A 19,976-nucleotide genomic window follows, 5' to 3' on the forward strand; every position below is an offset into this window, starting at 1 on the left:
AGTATCTCGGCCTGTGGCGGACGCCACACCGGAATCGGCGCGACACTAGTGCATTCCCGGTGTGGCGAAGACGGCGTCCCGGGTGTGCGCAGGGTATAGAACGGACTCGTGACCCCCGACTATCTCGATCGCGCCCGCGCCCTGCTCCGCGCCATCCCCGTGGTGGACGGCCACAACGATCTGCCCTGGGCCATGCGCCGCCTGGCCGCCTACGACCTCGACGCCATTGATCTGGCCGCCGACCAGAGCGCCCGGCTGCACACCGATCTCGACCGGCTGCGCGTGGGCGGCGTCGGCGCGCAGTTCTGGTCGGTGTACGTGCGCAGCGACTTCGCCGGCGACCGGGCGGTCAGCGCCACCCTGGAGCAGATCGATTTCGTGCGCGCCCTCGTCGACCGGTTCCCGGACCGGCTGCGGCTGGCGACCACCGCCGACGAGATCGAGGCCGCCCGCGCCGAGGGCCGGATCGCCTCGCTGATGGGCGCGGAGGGCGGGCACAGCATCAACTGCTCGCTGGCCACCCTGCGCGCGCTCTACGACCTGGGCGTGCGGTACATGACGCTCACCCACAACGACAATGTGCCGTGGGCGGATTCGGCCACCGACCGACCGAAGGCCGGTGGGCTCACCGCCTTCGGGCGCGAGGTGGTGCGCGAGATGAACCGGCTCGGCATGCTGGTCGACCTGTCGCACGTCGCGCCCGACACCATGCGCGCCGCGCTCGCGGTTTCGCAAGCGCCCGTGATGTTCTCGCACTCCTCGGCGCGCGCGGTGTGCGATCACCCGCGCGACATCCCCGACGATGTGCTGGCGCAGCTGCCCGCCAACGGCGGGATCGCCATGGCGACATTCGTGCCGCAGTTCGTGCTGCCGGAAGCCATGGAATGGATGCAGGGCCTCGACGATCACCTGGAGGCCAACGGAATTCACCGGCTGGAGCGGTCGCCGGAGGCCCAGCGGCTGACCCGGGAATACGAGGCCGCCCATCCCCGCCCGCACGCCACCGTGGCCACCGTCGCCGACCATCTCGACCACATGCGCGAGGTGGCGGGCGTCGACCACATCGGGCTCGGCGGCGATTTCGACGGCATCTCGGTCGTCACCGACGGCCTCGAGGACGTGTCGAGCTATCCGAACCTGGTCGCGGAACTGCTGCGGCGCGGCTGGTCCGATGCCGATCTCGGAAAACTGACCTGGCACAACGCCGTTCGCGTCCTGCGCGACGCCGAGGCCGTCGCCCGCGACCTGCGGCGCACCCGCAAGCCGTCGATCGCGACGATCGAGCAGCTCGACGGCGTGCGCTGACCCTCAGTCGGCGTCGGCGGCGGCCTCGTACTCCGCCTCGACGGCCTTGTCGCGCCGCCGTTCCCGCAGCCGCCACACGATCAGCGCCACCACGACGATGACCGCCACCGCGATCGCCATGGACCGGCCCACGGTCTTGGCGACCGCCTCGTAGGACTGCCCGGCGACGAACCCGAGCACTACGAACGTGATGCCCCACACCACGCCGCCGACCGCGTTGAAGGTCAGGAACCGGCGGTAGGGCATCTTCGAGGTGCCCGCCAGCGCGGGCATCACGGCCCGGAAGAACGCGGTGAACCGGCCGAGGAACACCGCCCAGCCGCCGCGCCGGGCCAGGAAGTCCTGCGCCCGCTCGAGCCGCCCGCGATGGGAGTCCAGCACCGACGCCCGCAACAACCGGGTCCCGAAATGCTTGCCGACCTCGAACCCCACGCTGTCGCCCACGATCGCCGCGGCCACCACCAGCACGATCATCGCCCACAGCTGCACATGCCCCTGACTGGCCGCCACCCCACCGATCACCGCCGCCGTCTCACCCGGAATCACGAAGCCGATGAAGATGGCATCCTCGGCGAACACCAACAGCGTGACCACCAGATATACCCACACCGGGGCAATACCGAGAATCCGGTGCAACAGCGAGTCCATGACCGCCACGGTACCGACTTCGCACCGGCAGGCGCGTGACCGTCCCGGTGTCGACCGTCCCACCATCCGCCGTGCGTCGTCCCGCCTTCCGGCGTCGTCGTTCATGTCATCCCGGCACGTCATCCCGGCACGCTTTTGGCCGGGATCCCAGGAGATTCCGGCCAAAAGCATGCCGGAATGACGGGGGCGGAGCATGCCGGGATGACGGGGGCGGAGCATGCCGGGATGACGGGGGCGGAGCATGCCGGGATGACGGGGGCGGAGCATGCCGGGATGACGGGGGCGGAGCATGCCGGGATGACGGGGACGGAGCATGCCGGAATGACGGGGGCGGAGCATGCCGGAATGACGGGGACGAAGCATGCCGGAATGGCGGGGAACGAACGCCGGACTCAGGTCGGGGGGCGGAGGGCGGCGAACTCGTCGGTGACGCGGATGGTGTTGTCGCTGAAGCGGTAGACGGCGGCGGGGCGGCCGCCGGCGCGGCCGGGGGCGGCGGTGGCGCCGGTCGGGGTGATCACCTTGCGGCGGCTCAGGACTCGTTGCAGGTTGGTGGTGTCCACGTCGTAACCGAGTGCGGCGCAGTAGATGTCGCGCAGGGTCGACATGGTGAAGCGGGCCGGGGCCAGGGCGAAGGCGATATTGGTGTAGGACAGCTTGGCGGCCAGGCGGGTTCGCGCGTGGTGCACGACGGTGCCGTGGTCGAAGGACATGTTCGGCAGCGCCGACACCGGATGCCAGCGGGTGTCGGCGGGCAGCTGCGGGTCGGCGGTCATCGGCACCAGGCCGAGGTAGGCCGAGGCGATCCGGCGCGGGCCGGGCACCCGGTGCGGGTCGCTGAACACCGACAGCTGCTCCAGATGCCACAGCTCGCGCACGTCCACCTTCTCCGCGAGCTGGCGGCGCGCCGACACGTCGAGATCCTCGTCGTCGCGCAGCCGCCCCCCGGGCAGCGACCAGGTCCCGGTCTGCGGGTCCATCGCCCGCTGCCACAGCAGCACCGCCAGCTCCGTGTGCCGCCCGGCCGATCGCGGGGACGAGTTCGGATCGACCGGTTGGCTTGGGCTGTGACCTGCGGTGATGGCGTCCGGGAAGCGGCGAACCTGGAACACCGCGGTGAGCGATTCGTGAATGGTGCTACTATGGGCCACGTTTTCGATTATAAGTCGAAAACCGTGGTGTATGCGAATCGGTGCGATTGCCGAGCGCATGAGGAAGGAGCCATCCCATGGCGACTGTGACGTTTGCGGGGCGTGTCGTGGACGGGCCGACGGGGTTCACGGGGGTCGAGGCCACCCCGGACTGGGCGCGAGAGATCAAGCGGCTGGCGCGCGAGCGCAACGCCACCATCCTGGCGCACAACTATCAGCTGCCCGAGATCCAGGACGTCGCCGACCATGTGGGCGATTCGCTGGCGCTGTCGCGGATCGCGGCCGAGGCCCCCGAGGACACCATCGTGTTCTGCGGCGTGCACTTCATGGCCGAGACGGCGAAGATCCTCAGCCCGGACAAGACCGTCCTGATTCCCGACCAGCGCGCCGGATGCTCGTTGGCCGACTCCATCTCCGCCGAGGACCTGCGGGCATGGAAGGCCGAGCACCCCGGCGCCGTCGTGGTGTCGTACGTGAACACCACCGCCGCGGTGAAGGCGCTCACCGACATCTGCTGCACCTCGTCGAACGCCGTGGACGTGGTCGCCTCCATCGACCCGGAGCGCGAGGTGCTGTTCCTGCCCGACCAGTTCCTGGGCGCGCACGTCAAGCGGGTGACCGGCCGGGAGAACATGCACATCTGGGCGGGCGAGTGCCACGTGCACGCGGGCATCAACGGCGCCGAGCTGACCGAGCAGGCCCGCACCCACCCCGACGCCGAACTGTTCGTGCACCCCGAATGCGGTTGCGCCACTTCGGCGTTGTACCTGGCGGGGGAGGGCGCGTTCCCGGCCGACCGGGTGCACATCCTGTCTACCGGCGGCATGATCGACGCCGCGCGCGCCGCGACATCGAACCAGGTGCTGGTGGCCACCGAGATCGGCATGCTGCACCAGCTGCGGAAAGCCGCGCCGGACATCGACTTTCAGGCCGTCAACGACCGCGCCTCCTGCCGATACATGAAGATGATCACCCCCGCGGCCCTGCTGCGCTGCCTGGTGGAGGGCCGCGACGAGGTGCACGTGGACCCGGAAACCGCTGCCGCGGGCCGGGATTCGGTGCGGCGCATGATCGCGATCGGCAACCCCGGCGGCGGGGAATGACCCCGGTCGTCGCGTGGGAGGCCGAGGCGGACCTGGTGGTGATCGGCGGCGGCGTCGCCGGTCTCACCGCGGCCCGCTCCGCCTCGCTGCGCGGGTCGCGGGTGCTGACCCTCAGCAAGGGCGGCCCGACGGACACCGCCACGCAGTACGCGCAGGGTGGGATCGCCGTCGTTGCGCCGCAGGGTGATTCGGTCGACTCCCATGGGCACGACACCGTCGTGGCCGGGGCCGGGCTGTGCGATCCGGAGGCGGTGCGGTCGATCGTCGAGGGCGGGCAGCGGGCGGTTTCCGCGCTCACCGACCTCGGCGCGGTGTTCGATCTCGGCCGCGACGGCCAGGTGTCGCGCACCCGCGAGGGCGGGCACAGCACCCGGCGCATCATCCACGCGGGCGGGGACGCCACGGGCGCGGAGGTGCAGCGGGCACTGAACGCGGCCGGGCTGCCGGTGCTGTTCGGCGCCGCCGCGGTGCAGATCGTGACCGGCCCGGCCGGTGTGCAGGGCGTGCTCGCGGTGTCGGAGCGCGGGTTCGGCCTCGTGCACGCGCCCGCGGTGCTGCTGGCGACGGGCGGATCGGGGCAGCTCTACGCGTGCAGCACCAACCCGTCGGGCGCGACGGCCGACGGCATCGCGCTGGCGCTGCGCGCGGGTGCGGCGGTCGCGGATCTGGAGTTCGTGCAGTTCCATCCGACCGTGCTGTTCACCCCCGGCGGGCTGGGCCGCCGACCGCTGATCAGCGAGGCCGTGCGCGGCGAGGGCGCGATTCTGCTGGATTCCCGGGGCGATTCGGTGACCGCGGGCGTGCATCCGCGCGGTGATCTGGCGCCGCGGGACGTGGTGTCGCGGGCCATCGCCGCCCGCATGCAGGAACTCGGCGGCGACCACGTGTATCTGGACGCTCGCGCGATCGACGGTTTCGCGCAACGGTTTCCGACGATCACCGCCTCGTGCCTGGCAATGGGGGTCGATCCGCGGACCGATCTGATTCCGGTCGCCCCGGCCGCGCACTACCAGTGCGGCGGCGTGGTCACCGACGCCTACGGCCGCACCACGGTGCCCGGCCTGTATGCCGCCGGTGAGGTGGCCCGCACCGGCCTGCACGGCGCGAATCGCCTGGCCTCCAACAGCTTGCTGGAGGGACTGGTGGTGGGCGAGCGCGCCGGTGTCGCCGCGGCCGAACGGCTCGGCGCGGCCGCGCGCATCACCGAGATCGGCGCGGTGACCTTCCCGAGCGCCGATCGGACCGCCCTGCAACAGCTGATGACCGACCACGTCTCGGTGGTGCGCGACCGCGACGGCCTGCGCGCCGCCGTGCTGCGACTGCTGCGACTGCTGGCCGACGATTCCCGTGCGGCCCAGGCGGAATCGGCGGCCTGCGAGGTGGACGAACGGGTCGCCGTGGCCGCCGACCGCGAGATCGCCCGGCTCGAGGATGCCGCGCTGACGCTGACGGCCCGCGCCCTGCTGGTCGCCGCCACCGCGCGCACCGAAAGCCGGGGCTGCCACACCCGATCCGACTATCCGCAATCCCGCGAGGAGCTGCGCCGCAGCCTCCCGGTGCGACTGGGCGCCGACGGCCGCCCGCAATTGGCGACCGGCGAACCGGTGACGCCCGGCGCGTGGGCCGCGCTGGCGGTGTCGAGGGCGTCGTGACATGCCTTCGCCCCGAACACATTCACGAACGAGGAGTACTCCGATGAGCCTGGACTCCGGCCTGGACCACGACGCGGTGCGGGCCCTGATCCGCACCGCCCTCGACGAGGATCTGCGGTACGGCCCCGATATCACCACGGCCGCAACGGTTTCCGCGACGGCGACGGCGAAGGCGACGATGGCGGCCCGGCAGCCCGGCACCGTCGCCGGGATCGATGTCGGGCTGCTGGTGCTCGACGAGGTCATCGGCGCGGGTGCGTACGAGGTGACCGACCGGGTGGCCGACGGCACCCGGGTGCGGGCCGGGGACGCGGTGCTGAGCCTGGTCGCCCCGACCCGCGGCCTGCTCACCGCCGAGCGGACCATGCTGAATCTGGTGACCCACCTGTCCGGCATCGCCACCGCGACCGCGGCGTGGGTGGACGCCGTGTCCGGCACCGGCTGCCGGATCCGCGACAGCCGCAAGACGCTGCCCGGCCTGCGGGCGCTGCAGAAGTACGCGGTGCGCGTCGGCGGCGGCGTCAACCACCGGATGGGCCTCGGCGACGCCGCGCTGATCAAGGACAACCACGTGGTGGCCGCCGGGTCGGTGGTGGCCGCGCTGCGCGCGGTGCGCGACCTGGACCCCGATATCGCGTGCGAGGTCGAGGTGGACAGCCTCGACCAGCTCGACGCGATCCTCGCCGAGAACGTGGAACTGGTGCTGCTGGACAACTTCCCGCTGTGGGCCACCCAGGCCGCGGTGCAGCGCCGCGACACCCGCGCCCCGCGCACGAAACTCGAGTCCTCCGGCGGCCTGTCCCTCGACGCGGCCGCCGACTACGCCCGCACCGGCGTGGACTACCTGGCCGTCGGCGCCCTCACCCACTCCGTCCGCGTACTGGACCTCGGCCTGGACATGTAGGCAGGCCCCGTCAGAGCCCGAATTCCGCGGGCGCCAGGTGCAGGACGCGGCAGCACTCGCGCAGCACGTCGGCCCCCTGCGGGCCGAAAGGCCGGTCCGCGCCGGTGATCTCGATGCCGGTGCGGACGGCCGCGCGCGCCTGGGCGGGGCGGTCGGTGGCCCTGGCGACCTGTTGCAGCACGTAGGCACGGCCGAAGGCCGGGTCGAGGGCGAGGCGATGCCAGTTGTCCTCGAACAGGTTTCGTAGCTCGTACGGTGGAAAGTGGTGCAGCACCGGCATATCCTCGATGCGGTCGGCCACCCGCACGCGTTCGGCCGGGTCGGCCGCGCCGATCGCGCTGACCAGTGCGCAGATGCCCACGGCGGCATCGCGGAACGAACTGTCCCGCAACGTATCCGGCACGGACTCGAACTCGTGCTGAAACGACATGGCACCACCCCTGCTTCGACGGCCCGACGCTAACAGAACCCGAGCCGCCCGGACCGCCCGTCTCGCGCCGAAGGGGCCGACGTGTCGAACATCACACGGACAGTTCGCGTTCCAGCGGGGTCCGGAAGCGCGGTATCGCGCGCACCTCGCCGAACCAGGCGGCCGTGCGCTCGGCCTCGGCGGTGATCGCCGCCCGCGCGTCCGCGCCGACATCCTCCAGCAGCCGCCAGGCGATCTCGCCGTCCCTGCGCTGCGCCCAGCCACCCACGATGCGCCCGTCCCACCACACCGTCGGCCCTACATTGCCATTGCGGTCGAACAGGTCCGGCGCGTGCGGGCCCAGGAACCAGTCGCGGCGCTGCCAGCCCATCGGCGTGGCGTCCAACGCGGGCAGCAGCGCGGCCCAGGGCTCGGGCGCGGGCACCGGATCCAGATCGTCGGCGAGCAGTACACCGGAACCGCCGTCGAGGCCGACCTCGGCGATCGGCAACTGCGCCAGGGTTTTTCGCACCTCGGTCATGGTCCATCCGGTCCACCACCTGATGTCCTCGACCGGCGCGGGTCCGAAGGCGTACAGCCAGCGGCGCACGAGTTCGGCGCGCGCCGCCTCGACCGGTAGCGCGGGAACGCCTGCGGGCAGCCACGATTCGACGGGCACCCAGGTGTACTGGCTGCTGGTCCAGCCGCCGTTCGGCCGCCCGCGCACGATGCGGCCCTCGCAGCCCAGCGTGATCAGCACCCAAGTGGTGATGTTGGTGGGTTTGGAATACGACTTGCCGGGCGCCGTGTCGACCCGGGTGCGCAGCCGCGGCACCGCCGCGCCGAGCTGCGCCCCGGTCGCGCTGCCGCGCGCCAGCAACTCTCGATGGGTCTCGTCCTCCACCTCCGCCAGCCACGCCCCGATATCGCCGTCGACGACCTCGGTCAGGTAGCGGCCGTAGGCGGCGCTGCTTGTCCGCCAGCGCGTCGGCGACGCCCGCCTGCAACGCGGGCAGCAGCCCGACCGGGGCCACGAACATGGTCCGGCGCATGGCCAGCAGGCGCACCAGCGTGCGGTCGTCGTAGAGCGCCCGCTCCACGTGCGCCGGTTCCAGCCCGCGGGTGCGGGCCGCCACCGACAGATACACCGTCGCGGGATCGGTGGCGTGCAGCGCCACCATCGCGTCGGCGACCGCCGCGACATCCGCGCCGCGCGCCGCGGCGGCGAGCCGGTGTCGCACCGCCAGCCGGGCGCGCCGTTGCGAGGCATCGATCGAACGCACGGTCGAATCCTAGCGGCCGGAACAGATCACCGACGCCCGCGGTTGATCATGGCGCCGCAATTCGATGTGGAGGTGCGATGACCAAGCCCGCGGACCCCGCGTACCACTGGGACGGCGACGCCCTGGACCTGGACGCCTACCTGGCCCGCCTCGGATTCACCGGCGAGCGCACCCCCACCGTGGCGACACTGCACGCCCTGCAGTACGCCCACACCACCACCATCCCGTTCGAGAATCTCGAGCCGCTGTTCGGCCGCCCGGTCCCGCTGGACGTGGAGTCGTTGCAGCACAAGTTGGTCCGCTCGCGGCGCGGCGGTTACTGCTACGAGCACGTCGGCCTGTTCGCGGCCGCGCTGGAGCGCCTCGGCTTCGGCCTCACCGGCCTGCAGGGCCGGGTGGTCATGGGCGCGAACGCCTTACGGCCCCCCACGCACGCGCTGCTGCGCGTCACCACCGCCGACGACCCGCGAGTGTGGCTGTGCGACGTCGGTTTCGGCTCCGGGCCGCTGGCGCCGCTGGAGCTGCGCGCCGACGCGGGCGAGGTGCGGGCCGGTGACTGGCGCTTCCGCCTGGAGCGCACCCGCGGCGAACTCGACACCGACCTGTGGGTGCTGCACCATTTCGCCCGCGACGGCTGGATCGACCGGCACACCTTCACCCTCGACCCGAAGTACCGCATCGATTACGCGGTGGGCAACCACTACGTCGCCACCGCGCCACGATCCCCGTTCACCGCCCGCCCCTATATACAGCGCATGCTCCCCGACGCGCACCACGTCCTGGACGGAACCACCTGGGTCACCGAGCATCCCGACGGCTCGGCGCGGACCCGGGAGCTGCCACCGGGCGAGCTGCCCGCCACGATCACCGAGGTATTCGGCATCGAGCTGACCGACGCCGACGCCGCCCGGCTGGCCGCCGCGGCGTGGCTCGAGCGCTGAGACCCGGCGCCGTTCGCTCCCGCGGCGGCGGGCGATCAGCCGGTAGGGTCGGTCGGGTGCGTACCGGAACGAAACTGTTCGCCCTGTTCGCCACGCCCGCGCTGGCGTTGGCCGCCTGCTCCGGCGACAAGGCGGCCGACCGATTGAACGGCACCGTGCACAGCTTCGCCGATGCCCTCAATCGCGACGACCCCACCGCGGCGGCCGCGGTCACCAGCGATCCGGCGCAGGCCGCGGACACCCTCGGCAAGCTGTACGACAGCCTCGGCAAGAACGTGCACTTCGAGGTCGGCAAGATCGACAAGTCCGACAGCGGAGCGACTTTCGCGCTCGCCGCCACCTGGAAGTTCGGCCAGGACGGCAAGAACCAGTGGACCTACACCACCACCGGCGCGGCCGCGCAGTCCGGCGACAAGTGGAAGATCCGCTGGAATCCGGCGACCGTCGCGCCCGGTCTCGACGTCGGGCCGCTGAGCTACGGCACCGCGTCGCCGACCCCGCCCGCGCGGGTGCTCGACCGCACCGGCGCGGAACTGCTGACCCAGCAGGTGGTGACCCTGGTCCAGGTGGCGCCCGGCGCCGATCTGGGAGCCGTTGCGGCCCTGCTGAATCCGATCGACCCCGGCATCACGGCCGCGTCGCTGGAGTCGGAACTGGCCGGGGCGCAGGGCAAACCGATCACCGCGATCCGGCTGCGCCAGGCCGACCTCGACCCGATCCAGGGCGCGCTGGCGGCGCTGCCGAATGTCACGCTGGCCCCGCAGACCGAGCTGCTGACCACCGACAAGGCGCTCACCTCGCCGACCCTGGCCGGGTTGTCGGACCTGTGGCAGCACAACGCCGACGCCGCCGCGGGCTGGGCGGTGCGCGCCCGGACCGCCGACGGCACCCAGCGGGTCGGCGGGCAGGACGCCGAGCCGGTCGCCGACATCGCCACCACGCTCGATATCGGCATGCTGCGCGACGCGAAGGCCGCGCTGGCCCCGATCCCCACGCCCGCGGCGATGGTGGTGCTGCAACCGTCCACCGGCAATGTGCTGGCCGTCGCCCAGAACGCGCCCGCCGACGCCCAGGGTCCGATCGCGCTCACCGGCCTCTACCCGCCGGGTTCCACCTTCAAGACCGTCACCGTGTCCGCGGCCCTGCAGGCCGGTCAGGTGACCCCGGATACCGTGGTCGGCTGCCCCGGCACCGAGAACATCGAGGGACGACAGATCCCCAACGACAACAACTTCGATCTCGGTCGGGTGCCGCTGCACACCGCGTTCGCCAAGTCCTGCAATACGACGATGGGACGGCTCGCGGTGAACCTGCCGCCTGACGGCCTCACCAAGGCGGCGTCGCAGCTGGGCCTCGGCGTCGACTACACCGCGCCCGGCATGACGACGGTGACCGGCAAGGTGCCCGTCGCCGACACCCCGGCGCTGCGCGTGGAGGAGGGCATCGGCCAGGGCACGGTGACCGCCTCGCCGTTCGGGATGGCGCTGGCGGCCGCGGCGCTCGCGCGCGGCTCGGTGCCCGCGCCCACCATCGTCGCCGGGAAACCCGGTGTGGCCGACCATAATCCGGACCCGCTGCCGCCCGCCGTCGCCGATCAGGTGAAAACCATGATGCGCGAGACGATTACGAACGGCACCGCCACGCAGCTGCGCGACATCCCGGACATGCTGGGCAAGACCGGCACCGCCGAGTACATCGACGACAAGCACGCGCACGGCTGGTTCGTGGGCATCGATGGCGATCTGGCGCTGGCGGTATTCATCAGCGACGCCGGGAGCTCCACCCCGGCGGTGGAGGCCGCGGGCCGCTTCCTCCGGGCCTCGAAGTGATCTCTGTCACCGAAAGTCTCGGGGCGGTCACACAGTGATCTCGCCCGCAGCCCCGCGATCGCGCACATATTTCGCCCAGATCTCGCTCCGGCGTCGGGTCCGCCCGTGCGGCCCGCTACACTCGTGCGAGGAACGCGCGGGCGACCGCGCACGGTAAGTCACGGATCGCGGAGAAACTCGGAGTAGTGCCATCGAAACCGGCCAAGTGATCGCAGGGCATTACCGCCTGGTCGAGCGGATTGGTAGCGGCGGCACAGGCGTCGTCTGGCGTGCCGTCGACGAGCGTCTCGAACGATCGGTGGCGATCAAGCAGATCCTCACTCAGCCCAGCCTGCCCGCGGGCGAGAAGGAGATCGTGCGGCAGCGGGCGTCGCGGGAGGCCCGCAACGCGGCGCGCTTCCAGCATCCCAATGCCATCGTGGTCTTCGATATCACCGACCACGAGGGCGATCCGTGCCTGGTCATGGAGTACCTGCCGTCCAAGAGCCTGGCGGTGGTGCTGTCCTCGCAGGGCACGCTGCCGCTGCCGCAGGTCGCGCGCATCGGTGAGCAGGTGGCCTCGGCGCTGGTGGCCGCGCATCGGGCCGGGATCGTGCACCGCGACGTGAAGCCGGGCAATGTGCTGCTGGGCGACAACGGCACGGTGAAGATCACCGACTTCGGCATCTCCAAGGCCAAGGGCGATGTCACCCTGACCGCGACCGGCCTGATCTCCGGCACCGCGGCGTATCTCGCGCCGGAGGTGGCGCGCGGCGCCGACCCGACCCCGGCCGCCGACGTCTTCGCCCTGGGCGCAACGCTTTTCCACGCGCTGGAGGGCGAGCCGCCCTACGGCACCAACCCGAACCCGCTGGCGCTGCTGTACGCCGCGGCCAACGGGCAGCTCAGCCAGCCGCGCAACGCGGGCCCGCTGACCGACCTGCTGCTGGATCTGCTCAGCTTCGAGCCGGAGGACCGGCCCAGCATGATCGAGATCCGCGACCACCTCGCCGATTTCGCCGACTACGGCGCGGACTCCGAGCCCACCCACATGCTGGCCACCCACCGCTCGGCCGCCCCGCGCTCGGCCCCCCGCCGCCAGCAAGCGGTCCGCACCCTCGACCGCCGCGCCGCCCAGGCCGACATCTCCACCGCGGAGATGATGGCCACGGCCGCACCGCTTTCCGAGCCGGACCTGCCCCCGGTCCGCCCCGCACCCCCGGCCTCCCACCCGACCCGCTCGCACCCGGTGCAGGCGCCGGAGTACGCGCCGGAGCCCGAGGGCCGCAACCGCAAGTCGCTGCTGTTCGCGATCGGGTTCGCGGTGGGGCTGGTGATCGTGGCCGGGGTGCTGTACGCGATGTTCAGTAGCTCGGGGTCGAATGCGCCTGCCTCGCAAGGAGGTTCGGCGTCGACGAGCGCACCGGCGAGCGGTGGCACCACGACGCCGCCGACCTCGGCGCTGGGGCAGACGAAGAGCGCCGGTAAGGCCGACCTGAACGAGGCCCTGAAATTCGTGAAGGTCTTCTACGACCACCTCACGTACCAGGACGATTTCACCGCCGCATGGAACAGCCTGACCCCGGCTGCCCAGCAGGTCTACGGGTCGCAGCAGGCTTTCCAATCGTATTGGAAGCAGCACCCGGTGCAGAACTATCGGACCATCGACGGGTCGAACAATTCCGATGGCTCGCTCGACATGAACGTTGCCAGCGTGGACTACCAGGACGGGCAGTCCAAGTCGGCCAGCATGCGGGTGGTCATGGCCACCCCCAAGGGCCCGCTGCTGATCGACAGCGACATTCGGGAATAGCGGCCGCGGGACCGCCCGTCAGCGGCGGGCGGGCTCGCTCAGCGAGGCCAACAGCCGCAGCGCCGTCTCGGAGGGCGAGCCCGGTTCCACCGTGTGCGCGATCAGCGCCTGGTCGGGATCGTCCGGCAGACGCAGGGTTTCGTAGCTCAGCTCCAACCGGCCCACCTCGGGGTGGATGTAGACATAGCGTCCGTGGGTCTTGTCCTTGAGCTCGTGCCGGGACCAGTGCTCGCGGAATTCGGGACTGGCCCCGGACAATTCATCGATCAGGGCCGACACCACGGGGCAGCCGGGATTGCGGGACAGGTCCAGGCGCAGGTAGGCGACCACATCGGCGGCCTTGGCGTCCCAGTCCTCGTACAGCTCGCGCATGCCCTCGTCCAGGAAGACCAGGCGCGCCAGGTTGCGGTCCAGCGGGTCCAGGGCGGCGAAATCGGTGACCAGGGCGGCGGCCAGGCGGTTCCAGGCCAGGACGCGGGTGCCGCGGCCCACGATGTAGGCGGGGACGTCGCCGGTGGAGTCCAGCAGGCGGCGCAGCCCGGGGCGGACCTGCTGGTCGGCGGGGGCCTCCTCGCCGGACCAGGGGCGGGCCAGGCGGTAGAAGTGTTCGCGCTCAACGGGATTCAGGCGCAGGGCGCGGGCGACGGCATCCAGGACCGATTCCGAGAACTGCAGGGTGCGGCCCTGCTCCAGCCGCACATAGTGGTCGACGCTGACCCCGGCCAGCAGGGCCAGTTCCTCGCGGCGCAGGCCGGGCACCCGGCGGCGGGTGCCGTGATCGATCAGGCCGACCTCCTCCGGGCGCAACCGGGCGCGGCGGGAACGCAGGAATTCGCCGAGTTCGGCGCGTCGATCGACGGTCATAGGGTCAGTATGCCGGGCCCGCGCGGGGCGAACCTGGTCGCCCGGTGCCCAGGCTGGCCGGGCACTGGCCACGGCAGACTGGAGCGACGAAAGTGGTTGCCGTCGCCGGAGACTCCGGCGCCCGTCACGAAGGAGCCAATCGCATGAGCCTGCACGTCGTCGCCGAACTGCGCGCCGCGTCCGGTCAGGAGGACCGGCTGCGCACCACGCTGGAGGCGCTGATCGAACCGTCGCTGGCGGAGGAAGGCGCCATCTCCTACCAGCCGTTCGTGGACCCCAACGATCCGAGGCACTGGGTGATGGTCGAGGAGTGGACCGACAACGACGCGCTCGAGGCGCACTTCCGGACCCCGCACTTCCAGCACGCCGCGAAGGTGCTGGAGGACGTCCTCGCCGAACCGCTGGTGGTGCGCCGCCTGACCCCGGCCTGATTGTTTCGCATCGTTCGGGGGCTATCCGGACAACCGTTGCGGTGGTTAATCTTTCGCGGTGAATACACGGCAGTTGTTGCGTGCCGAACGGGCAGAGCTGATCGCGCTGTTGCGCACCCTCACCGAGGACGAATGGATGACACCCTCGCTGTGCGCGGGCTGGCGGGTGCGCGACGTGGTGGGGCACCTGCTCTACGACACGATTCCCGCACCCACCTACGCGGCGATCCTGTTGCGCAACGGCCTGTCGGCCGATCGGGTCAACGACCTGCTCGCCGACAAGTCCAAATCGCTGTCCACCGCGCAGCTGCTGGAGCGGCTGAACGCACCCGGCGAGCACATCTCCCGGCTGCTGCCCCGAGTCGCGCTGTCCGACATGGTCGTTCACCACCAGGACATCCGGCGACCGCTCGGCCGCGATCGCAAGATCGCGCCCGAGCGGCTGCGCGCCGTCCTCGACCACCCCGACCCCTTCGCCAGACCCGGCCGATACATCGGTGGCCTGCGCCTGAGGGCCACCGACCTGAACTGGTCCCGCGGCACCGGCCCCGAGGTCCACGGCCCCGGCGAGGCCCTCATCCTCGCCATGGTCGGCCGCCCCGCCGCCCTCGCCGAACTCGACGGCCCGGGCGTGTCGATCCTGCGGGACCGCTGCGCCCGCTGATCGGCGCGTCAATGGCCGCGCCGCTTGGCCTTTCGCTTGCGGTCGGCCTGCTCCCGGCGCTGCTCGGCGTCGGCGAGGCGGCGGCGCTTGGCGGCCGCGCGGTTCTCGTGCCCGGCCTGCTCGTGGGCCAGCCGCAGCGCATCCTGCGCGGCGGAGGTCACCGGCCGCGCCGCCTGCTCGCGGGCCGCCAAGCGCGCCAATCGTTTCGGATTGACGCGGGCGGTCGGGCGGGACGCGGCGGGCACCGGCGGCGCGGCGAGCGCCCGATCCAGCAGCCCGCCGTACTCGCGCCGCGCGAACTCCTCGAGCTCGGCATTGCTCGGCTCCCCGCCGAAGACATGGCGTGCCGCGCGCACGCCGGAATCGTCGGTGATCTCCAGGACCCCGACCCAGAATTGGCCGTCGTAGTACACGCTGAACGTGCTCGGCATCGTGTCCTCCCATGGTTGTGGCCGCGGCATTGCGCCGCATCGAGAGGACGGGCCGGACACCCTGGGAGGGAGGTTACTGACTCGCCGCAGCGAGCGCCCGGACTACCGACCGGGACCGTGTTTTCGCTCGTCCGGCGGCGAGTTTACCGGTGCCCGCCGCCGCGGGCACCGGCTTTTCCGCGCGACTCAGTCGCGGACCGTCGCATTGCCGTACGCGCCGGTCGGCCGGACGGCGATCGCCACCCGGTCCTTCGCGTCCGGTGGCACGATCTCGCCGAGGCCGTACCGCTGCGACAGGCGGGTGTAGAGCGCACCCTCCGGGTCGGCGTCGATGTGGTCGACCACGCCGCGAACCTCCAGGTAGCGGTACGGGTTGTCCGGGTCGAAGATCGAGATCGACACCCGCGGCTCGTTCGCGATGTTCTTGAACTTCTGCCGGAAGTTGGTGTGGGTGAACCAGATCAGCTCGCCGTCCCACACGAACCACATCGGGTTCACCTGCGGCGCGCCGTCCGGGCGGGTGGTGCCCAGGCTGGCGTAGACCGGCCGCTCCAGCAGGTCGCGGGCCTTCTCGGGAATCTCGGTCATTCGTGCTCCATCGGTCGTCCGTGTCTTGTGACCCATATCGAACAACACACCGCCCGGAATCTTTCCCGGCGGGTCATGGGGTCGATAACCGTTGGCGGCGACCCACTAGTCTGGTAACTGGCCCGAAGCCGCCGAGCTTCGGTGTGATGACCAGCACAGACAAGGATTACGCAGCGCTATGACATCCCGCATCGAGCTCGCCCGCGTCGATCTGCGCGGTCGCACTCCCACCGCCGCCGAGTTGCGTGCCGCGCTGCCGCGCGGGGGAGTCGACGTCGACTCGGTGCTGCATCAGGTGCGGCCGGTGGTGGAGGCGATCCGCGACCGCGGGGTGGGGGCCGCACTGGAATTCAGCGAGAAGTTCGACGGCGTCGCGCCCGCCGCGGTCCGGGTTCCGGCCGCCGCGCTGGAGCGCGCGCTGACCGAACTGGATCCGGCCGTGCGCACCGCGCTGGAGGTCGCCATCGACCGCACCCGCCGGGTGCACGCCGACCAGCGCCGCACCGACACCACCACCGAGGTGGTCGCGGGCGGCACCGTCACCGAGCGCTGGGTCCCGGTCGAACGGGTCGGTCTGTATGTGCCGGGCGGCAATGCCGTCTATCCGTCCAGCGTCGTGATGAACGTGGTGCCCGCGCAGGCCGCCGGGGTGCAGTCGCTGGTGGTGGCCTCGCCGCCGCAGGCGCAGTTCGGCGGGCTGCCGCACCCGACCATCCTGGCCGCCGCGCGGCTGCTCGGCGTCACCGAGGTGTGGGCCGTCGGCGGCGCGCAGGCGGTCGCCCTGCTGTCCTACGGCGGCATCGACACCGACGGCACGCAGCTGGAACCGGTCGACCTGATCACCGGGCCGGGCAATATCTACGTCACCGCCGCCAAGCGGCTGTGCCGGGGCTTGGTCGGCATCGACGCCGAGGCCGGTCCCACCGAGATCGCCATCCTCGCCGACGCCACCGCCGACCCGGTGCACGTGGCCGCCGACCTGATCAGCCAGGCCGAGCACGATGTGCTGGCCGCCAGCGTGCTGGTCACCGACAGCGCCGCGCTGGCCGACGCCGTCGAGGCCGCCGTCGTCGCGCAGCTGGCGGTGGTCAAGCACCACCATCGGGTGGCGGAGGCGTTGTCGGGCAAGCAGTCCGGCATCGTGCTCGTCGACGACATCGACCAGGGCCTGCGCGTGGTGAACGCCTACGCCGCCGAGCACCTGGAGATCCAGACCGCCGACGCGTCCGCGGTCGCGGCCCGGGTGCGCAGCGCCGGAGCGGTTTTCGTGGGCGCCTGGTCCCCGGTCAGCCTCGGCGACTACTGCGCGGGCTCCAACCATGTGCTGCCGACCGCGGGCTGCGCGCGGCACTCCTCGGGGCTGAGCGTGCAGACCTTCCTGCGCGGCATCCACGTCGTCGAATACAGCGAGTCGGCACTGAAAGACGTTGTGGGACATGTGGTCGCGTTGGCGAACGCGGAGGATCTGCCCGCGCACGGCCAGGCCGTGCAGGCCCGATTCGAGGCCCTGCGATGACCGCGTCGACCATCCCCGGATCCGGTGTGTCGCTGGACGATCTGCCGCTGCGCGACAACCTGCGCGGCAAGAAGCCCTACGGCGCACCGCAATTGACGGTGCCGGTGCAGCTCAACACCAATGAGAACCCGCACCCGCCCAGCCGCGCGCTGATCGACGATGTGGCCGAGTCCATCCGGGCCGCCGCCGCCGACCTGCACCGCTACCCGGACCGGGACGCGGTCGCGCTGCGCACCGACCTCGCGGCGTATCTGTCCCGGCAGACCGGTGTCGTGCTCGACGCCGCCAATGTGTGGGCGGCCAACGGCTCCAACGAGATTCTGCAGCAGCTGCTGCAGGCGTTCGGCGGACCGGGCCGCAGCGCCCTGGGTTTCGTACCGTCGTACTCGATGCACCCGATCATCTCCGAGGGCATCGACACCGAATGGGTGCAGGCCGAGCGCAGCGCCGACTTCTCCCTCGACATCGACTACGCGGTGGCCTGCATCGGCGAGCGCCACCCCGATGTGGTGTTCGTGACCAGCCCGAACAATCCGACCGGGCACAGCGTCGCGCTGCCCGAGCTGGCCCGGATCCTCGACGCGGCACCGGGTCTGGTGATCGTCGACGAGGCGTACGGCGAATTCTCCAGCGCCCCCAGCGCGATCGAGCTGATCGACCGGTACCCGGCGAAACTCGTTGTCACCCGGACCATGTCGAAGGCGTTCGCGTTCGCGGGCGGTCGCCTCGGCTACCTGGCCGCCGCCCCGGCGGTGATCGACGCCGTGCTGCTGGTGCGGCTGCCGTATCACCTGTCGGTGGTGACCCAGGCGGCCGCGCGGGCGGCGCTGCGGCACGCCGAGGAAACCCTGGGCAGCGTGGCCGCACTGGCGGCGCAGCGCGATCGGGTATCGGCGGCGCTGCGCGAGCTGGGTTTCCAGGTATTCCCCAGCGACGCCAACTTCCTGCTGTTCGGCCGGTTCGCCGACGCCCCGGCCGCCTGGCAGCGCTACCTGGACCGGGGCGTGCTGATCCGCGACGTCGGCATCCCCGGCTATCTGCGCGCCACCATCGGGCTGGCCGCGGAGAACGACGAATTCCTGCGCGTCAGCGCGCTGTTGGCCCCCACGGAGCTGGCCCGATGACCGCTCCGGAGCTCGAACGAAAGCGACCATGAACCGAACCGCGCGGGTGGAACGCACCACCAAGGAATCCAGCATCGTCGTCGAGCTGAACCTCGACGGCACCGGACGGACCGACATCTCCACCGGGGTGCCGTTCTACGACCACATGCTGACCGCGCTGGGCGCGCACGCCAGCTTCGACCTGGCCGTGCACGCGGAGGGCGATATCGAGATCGAGGCCCACCACACCGTGGAGGACACCGCGATCGTGTTCGGCCAGGCGCTGGGGCAGGCGCTCGGCGACAAGCAGGGCATCCGCCGCTTCGGCGACGCCTACATCCCCATGGACGAGACGTTGGCCCACGCCGTCGTCGACGTGTCCGGGCGGCCCTACTGCGTGCACACCGGCGAGCCGGATCACCTGCTGCACGCGGTGATTCCGGGTTCCCCGGTACCGGCCTCGGCGACCTCTCCGCTGCGGCCCGGCGCGCCCTACTCGACGGTGCTCAATCGCCACGTGTTCGAGTCGATCGCGCTCAACGCCCGCATCGCGCTGCATGTGCGGGTGCTGTACGGCCGCGACCAGCACCACGTCACCGAGGCCGAGTTCAAGGCCGTGGCCCGCGCGCTGCGCGCCGCCGTGGAATTTGACCCGCGGGTGACCGGCGTGCCGTCGACGAAGGGGACGCTGTGACCCGCACACCGACCGTCGCGCTGCTGGACTACGGCTCCGGCAATCTGCACTCCGCGCACCGCGCCCTGATCCGGTCCGGGGCCGAGGTCACCGTCACCGCCGATGCCGAGATCGCCACCGGCGCAGACGGTTTGGTGGTGCCCGGCGTCGGCGCGTACGCCGCCTGCATGGCCGGGTTGCGCGCGGTCCGCGGCGACCGCATCATCGGCAGGCGGCTCGCGGGCGGCCGCCCGGTGCTGGGCATCTGCGTCGGCATGCAGATCCTGTTCGAGCGCGGCGTGGAGTTCGGCGTCGAGACCGAGGGCTGCGCCGAATGGCCCGGCACCGTGGAACGCCTTGCCGCCCCGGTCCTTCCGCACATGGGCTGGAACACCGTGCGGCCCCCCGCCGACAGCGTCCTGTTCGCGGGCATGCCCCCCGACACCCGCTTCTACTTCGTGCACTCCTACGCCGCCCAGAAGTGGAGCTGGACCGACGACGGCCCACTCCCTCCCGCCAAACTCACCTGGTCCGAACACGGCGCCCCCTTCCTCGCCGCCGTCGAGAACGGCCCCCTCTCCGCCACCCAATTCCACCCCGAGAAGTCCGGCGACGCAGGCGCGCAACTATTGCGCAATTGGATCGCTTCGCTGTGACGGTCGTCCCCTCGTTCCGGCGTGCGTGTCATC

At 71.4% G+C, this 19,976-nt stretch carries 20 protein-coding genes; 13 read left to right on the top strand and 7 right to left on the bottom strand.

Annotated features, from left to right (window positions below; translation table 11 throughout):
• The first annotated feature begins 108 nt into the window (after nt 1-108).
• Nucleotides 109-1,305 (top strand): dipeptidase, encoded by a 1,197-nt coding sequence (locus tag HPY32_RS08775; RefSeq protein WP_067591507.1) that lies wholly within the window; start codon nt 109-111, stop codon nt 1,303-1,305.
• Nucleotides 1,306-1,308: 3 nt separating this feature from the next.
• Here the strand turns inward: HPY32_RS08775 and HPY32_RS08780 are convergent, their stop codons facing one another.
• Nucleotides 1,309-1,953: a DedA family protein gene (locus HPY32_RS08780; RefSeq protein ID WP_067591503.1), complete on the bottom strand. Its 645-nt coding sequence runs from the start codon at nt 1,951-1,953 to the stop codon at nt 1,309-1,311.
• Nucleotides 1,954-2,345: 392 nt separating this feature from the next.
• Nucleotides 2,346-3,104, bottom strand: a complete 759-nt coding sequence (locus HPY32_RS08785; protein ID WP_067591499.1) for an NUDIX hydrolase — start codon at nt 3,102-3,104, stop codon at nt 2,346-2,348.
• Nucleotides 3,105-3,181: 77 nt separating this feature from the next.
• Between HPY32_RS08785 and nadA the strand changes: the two genes are divergently transcribed.
• Genes nadA through nadC form a run of 3 tightly spaced genes read left to right on the top strand, consistent with a single transcriptional unit; the run spans nt 3,182 to nt 6,763 of the window.
• The gene (gene nadA, locus HPY32_RS08790) at nt 3,182-4,207 is read left to right on the top strand and encodes a quinolinate synthase NadA (protein WP_067591496.1); all 1,026 of its coding nucleotides are present in this window, start codon (nt 3,182-3,184) and stop codon (nt 4,205-4,207) included.
• Nucleotides 4,204-5,859: an L-aspartate oxidase gene (locus HPY32_RS08795; protein ID WP_067591493.1), complete on the top strand. Its 1,656-nt coding sequence runs from the start codon at nt 4,204-4,206 to the stop codon at nt 5,857-5,859. The genes nadA and HPY32_RS08795 overlap by 4 nt, the downstream gene beginning before the upstream one ends.
• Before the next feature lie 43 nt (nt 5,860-5,902).
• A complete protein-coding gene (gene nadC / locus HPY32_RS08800) occupies nt 5,903-6,763 on the top strand; it encodes a carboxylating nicotinate-nucleotide diphosphorylase (protein ID WP_067591490.1) in 861 nt (286 codons plus the stop codon).
• Between the two features lie 10 nt (nt 6,764-6,773).
• On the opposite strand, the gene HPY32_RS08805 is transcribed toward nadC, so the two are convergent.
• Nucleotides 6,774-7,193, bottom strand: a complete 420-nt coding sequence (locus tag HPY32_RS08805) for a tellurite resistance TerB family protein (RefSeq protein ID WP_067591487.1) — start codon at nt 7,191-7,193, stop codon at nt 6,774-6,776.
• Nucleotides 7,194-7,284: 91 nt separating this feature from the next.
• Nucleotides 7,285-8,442 carry a winged helix DNA-binding domain-containing protein gene (locus HPY32_RS46910; protein ID WP_507236490.1) on the bottom strand — a complete coding sequence of 386 codons (1,158 nt, stop codon included), beginning with the start codon at nt 8,440-8,442 and terminating at the stop codon, nt 7,285-7,287.
• Nucleotides 8,443-8,532: 90 nt separating this feature from the next.
• On the opposite strand from HPY32_RS46910, the gene HPY32_RS08815 reads away from it, so the two are divergent.
• The 3 genes from HPY32_RS08815 (at nt 8,533) to HPY32_RS08825 (ending at nt 13,017) form a co-directional block, all read left to right on the top strand.
• The gene (locus HPY32_RS08815; protein WP_067591482.1) at nt 8,533-9,396 is read left to right on the top strand and encodes an arylamine N-acetyltransferase family protein; all 864 of its coding nucleotides are present in this window, start codon (nt 8,533-8,535) and stop codon (nt 9,394-9,396) included.
• A 56-nt stretch (nt 9,397-9,452) separates the two neighbouring features.
• Nucleotides 9,453-11,225: a penicillin-binding transpeptidase domain-containing protein gene (locus tag HPY32_RS08820; RefSeq protein WP_067591479.1), complete on the top strand. Its 1,773-nt coding sequence runs from the start codon at nt 9,453-9,455 to the stop codon at nt 11,223-11,225.
• Nucleotides 11,226-11,430: 205 nt separating this feature from the next.
• On the top strand, nt 11,431-13,017 hold the full coding sequence (locus HPY32_RS08825; protein ID WP_171982760.1) for a serine/threonine-protein kinase: 1,587 nt from the start codon (nt 11,431-11,433) through the stop codon (nt 13,015-13,017).
• Between the two features lie 18 nt (nt 13,018-13,035).
• Here the strand turns inward: HPY32_RS08825 and HPY32_RS08830 are convergent, their stop codons facing one another.
• Complete coding sequence (locus HPY32_RS08830; RefSeq protein ID WP_067591474.1) at nt 13,036-13,881, bottom strand: helix-turn-helix transcriptional regulator; 846 nt, start codon at nt 13,879-13,881, stop codon at nt 13,036-13,038.
• 143 nt (nt 13,882-14,024) lie between these two features.
• Between HPY32_RS08830 and HPY32_RS08835 the strand changes: the two genes are divergently transcribed.
• Nucleotides 14,025-14,312 carry a putative quinol monooxygenase gene (locus tag HPY32_RS08835; protein WP_067591471.1) on the top strand — a complete coding sequence of 96 codons (288 nt, stop codon included), beginning with the start codon at nt 14,025-14,027 and terminating at the stop codon, nt 14,310-14,312.
• 58 nt (nt 14,313-14,370) lie between these two features.
• Complete coding sequence (locus HPY32_RS08840; RefSeq protein ID WP_067591468.1) at nt 14,371-14,976, top strand: maleylpyruvate isomerase family mycothiol-dependent enzyme; 606 nt, start codon at nt 14,371-14,373, stop codon at nt 14,974-14,976.
• A gap of 8 nt (nt 14,977-14,984) precedes the next feature.
• Here the strand turns inward: HPY32_RS08840 and HPY32_RS08845 are convergent, their stop codons facing one another.
• Nucleotides 14,985-15,407, bottom strand: a complete 423-nt coding sequence (locus tag HPY32_RS08845; protein ID WP_067596081.1) for a YjdF family protein — start codon at nt 15,405-15,407, stop codon at nt 14,985-14,987.
• Between the two features lie 186 nt (nt 15,408-15,593).
• The gene (locus HPY32_RS08850) at nt 15,594-15,995 is read right to left on the bottom strand and encodes a PPOX class F420-dependent oxidoreductase (protein WP_067596080.1); all 402 of its coding nucleotides are present in this window, start codon (nt 15,993-15,995) and stop codon (nt 15,594-15,596) included.
• 178 nt (nt 15,996-16,173) lie between these two features.
• On the opposite strand from HPY32_RS08850, the gene hisD reads away from it, so the two are divergent.
• Genes hisD through hisH form a run of 4 tightly spaced genes read left to right on the top strand, consistent with a single transcriptional unit; the run spans nt 16,174 to nt 19,943 of the window.
• Nucleotides 16,174-17,511, top strand: a complete 1,338-nt coding sequence (gene hisD / locus HPY32_RS08855; RefSeq protein ID WP_067591465.1) for a histidinol dehydrogenase — start codon at nt 16,174-16,176, stop codon at nt 17,509-17,511.
• Nucleotides 17,508-18,635, top strand: coding sequence for a histidinol-phosphate transaminase (locus tag HPY32_RS08860; RefSeq protein WP_067591462.1), 1,128 nt, complete (start codon nt 17,508-17,510; stop codon nt 18,633-18,635). Before hisD ends, HPY32_RS08860 begins: the two co-directional genes overlap by 4 nt.
• Before the next feature lie 28 nt (nt 18,636-18,663).
• Nucleotides 18,664-19,308: an imidazoleglycerol-phosphate dehydratase HisB gene (gene hisB, locus HPY32_RS08865; RefSeq protein ID WP_067591458.1), complete on the top strand. Its 645-nt coding sequence runs from the start codon at nt 18,664-18,666 to the stop codon at nt 19,306-19,308.
• Nucleotides 19,305-19,943 carry an imidazole glycerol phosphate synthase subunit HisH gene (hisH, locus tag HPY32_RS08870; RefSeq protein WP_067591454.1) on the top strand — a complete coding sequence of 213 codons (639 nt, stop codon included), beginning with the start codon at nt 19,305-19,307 and terminating at the stop codon, nt 19,941-19,943. The genes hisB and hisH overlap by 4 nt, the downstream gene beginning before the upstream one ends.
• The last annotated feature ends 33 nt before the right edge of the window (nt 19,944-19,976 follow it).

It is taken from the genome of Nocardia terpenica (genome assembly GCF_013186535.1).
GTDB lineage: Bacteria > Actinomycetota > Actinomycetes > Mycobacteriales > Mycobacteriaceae > Nocardia > Nocardia terpenica.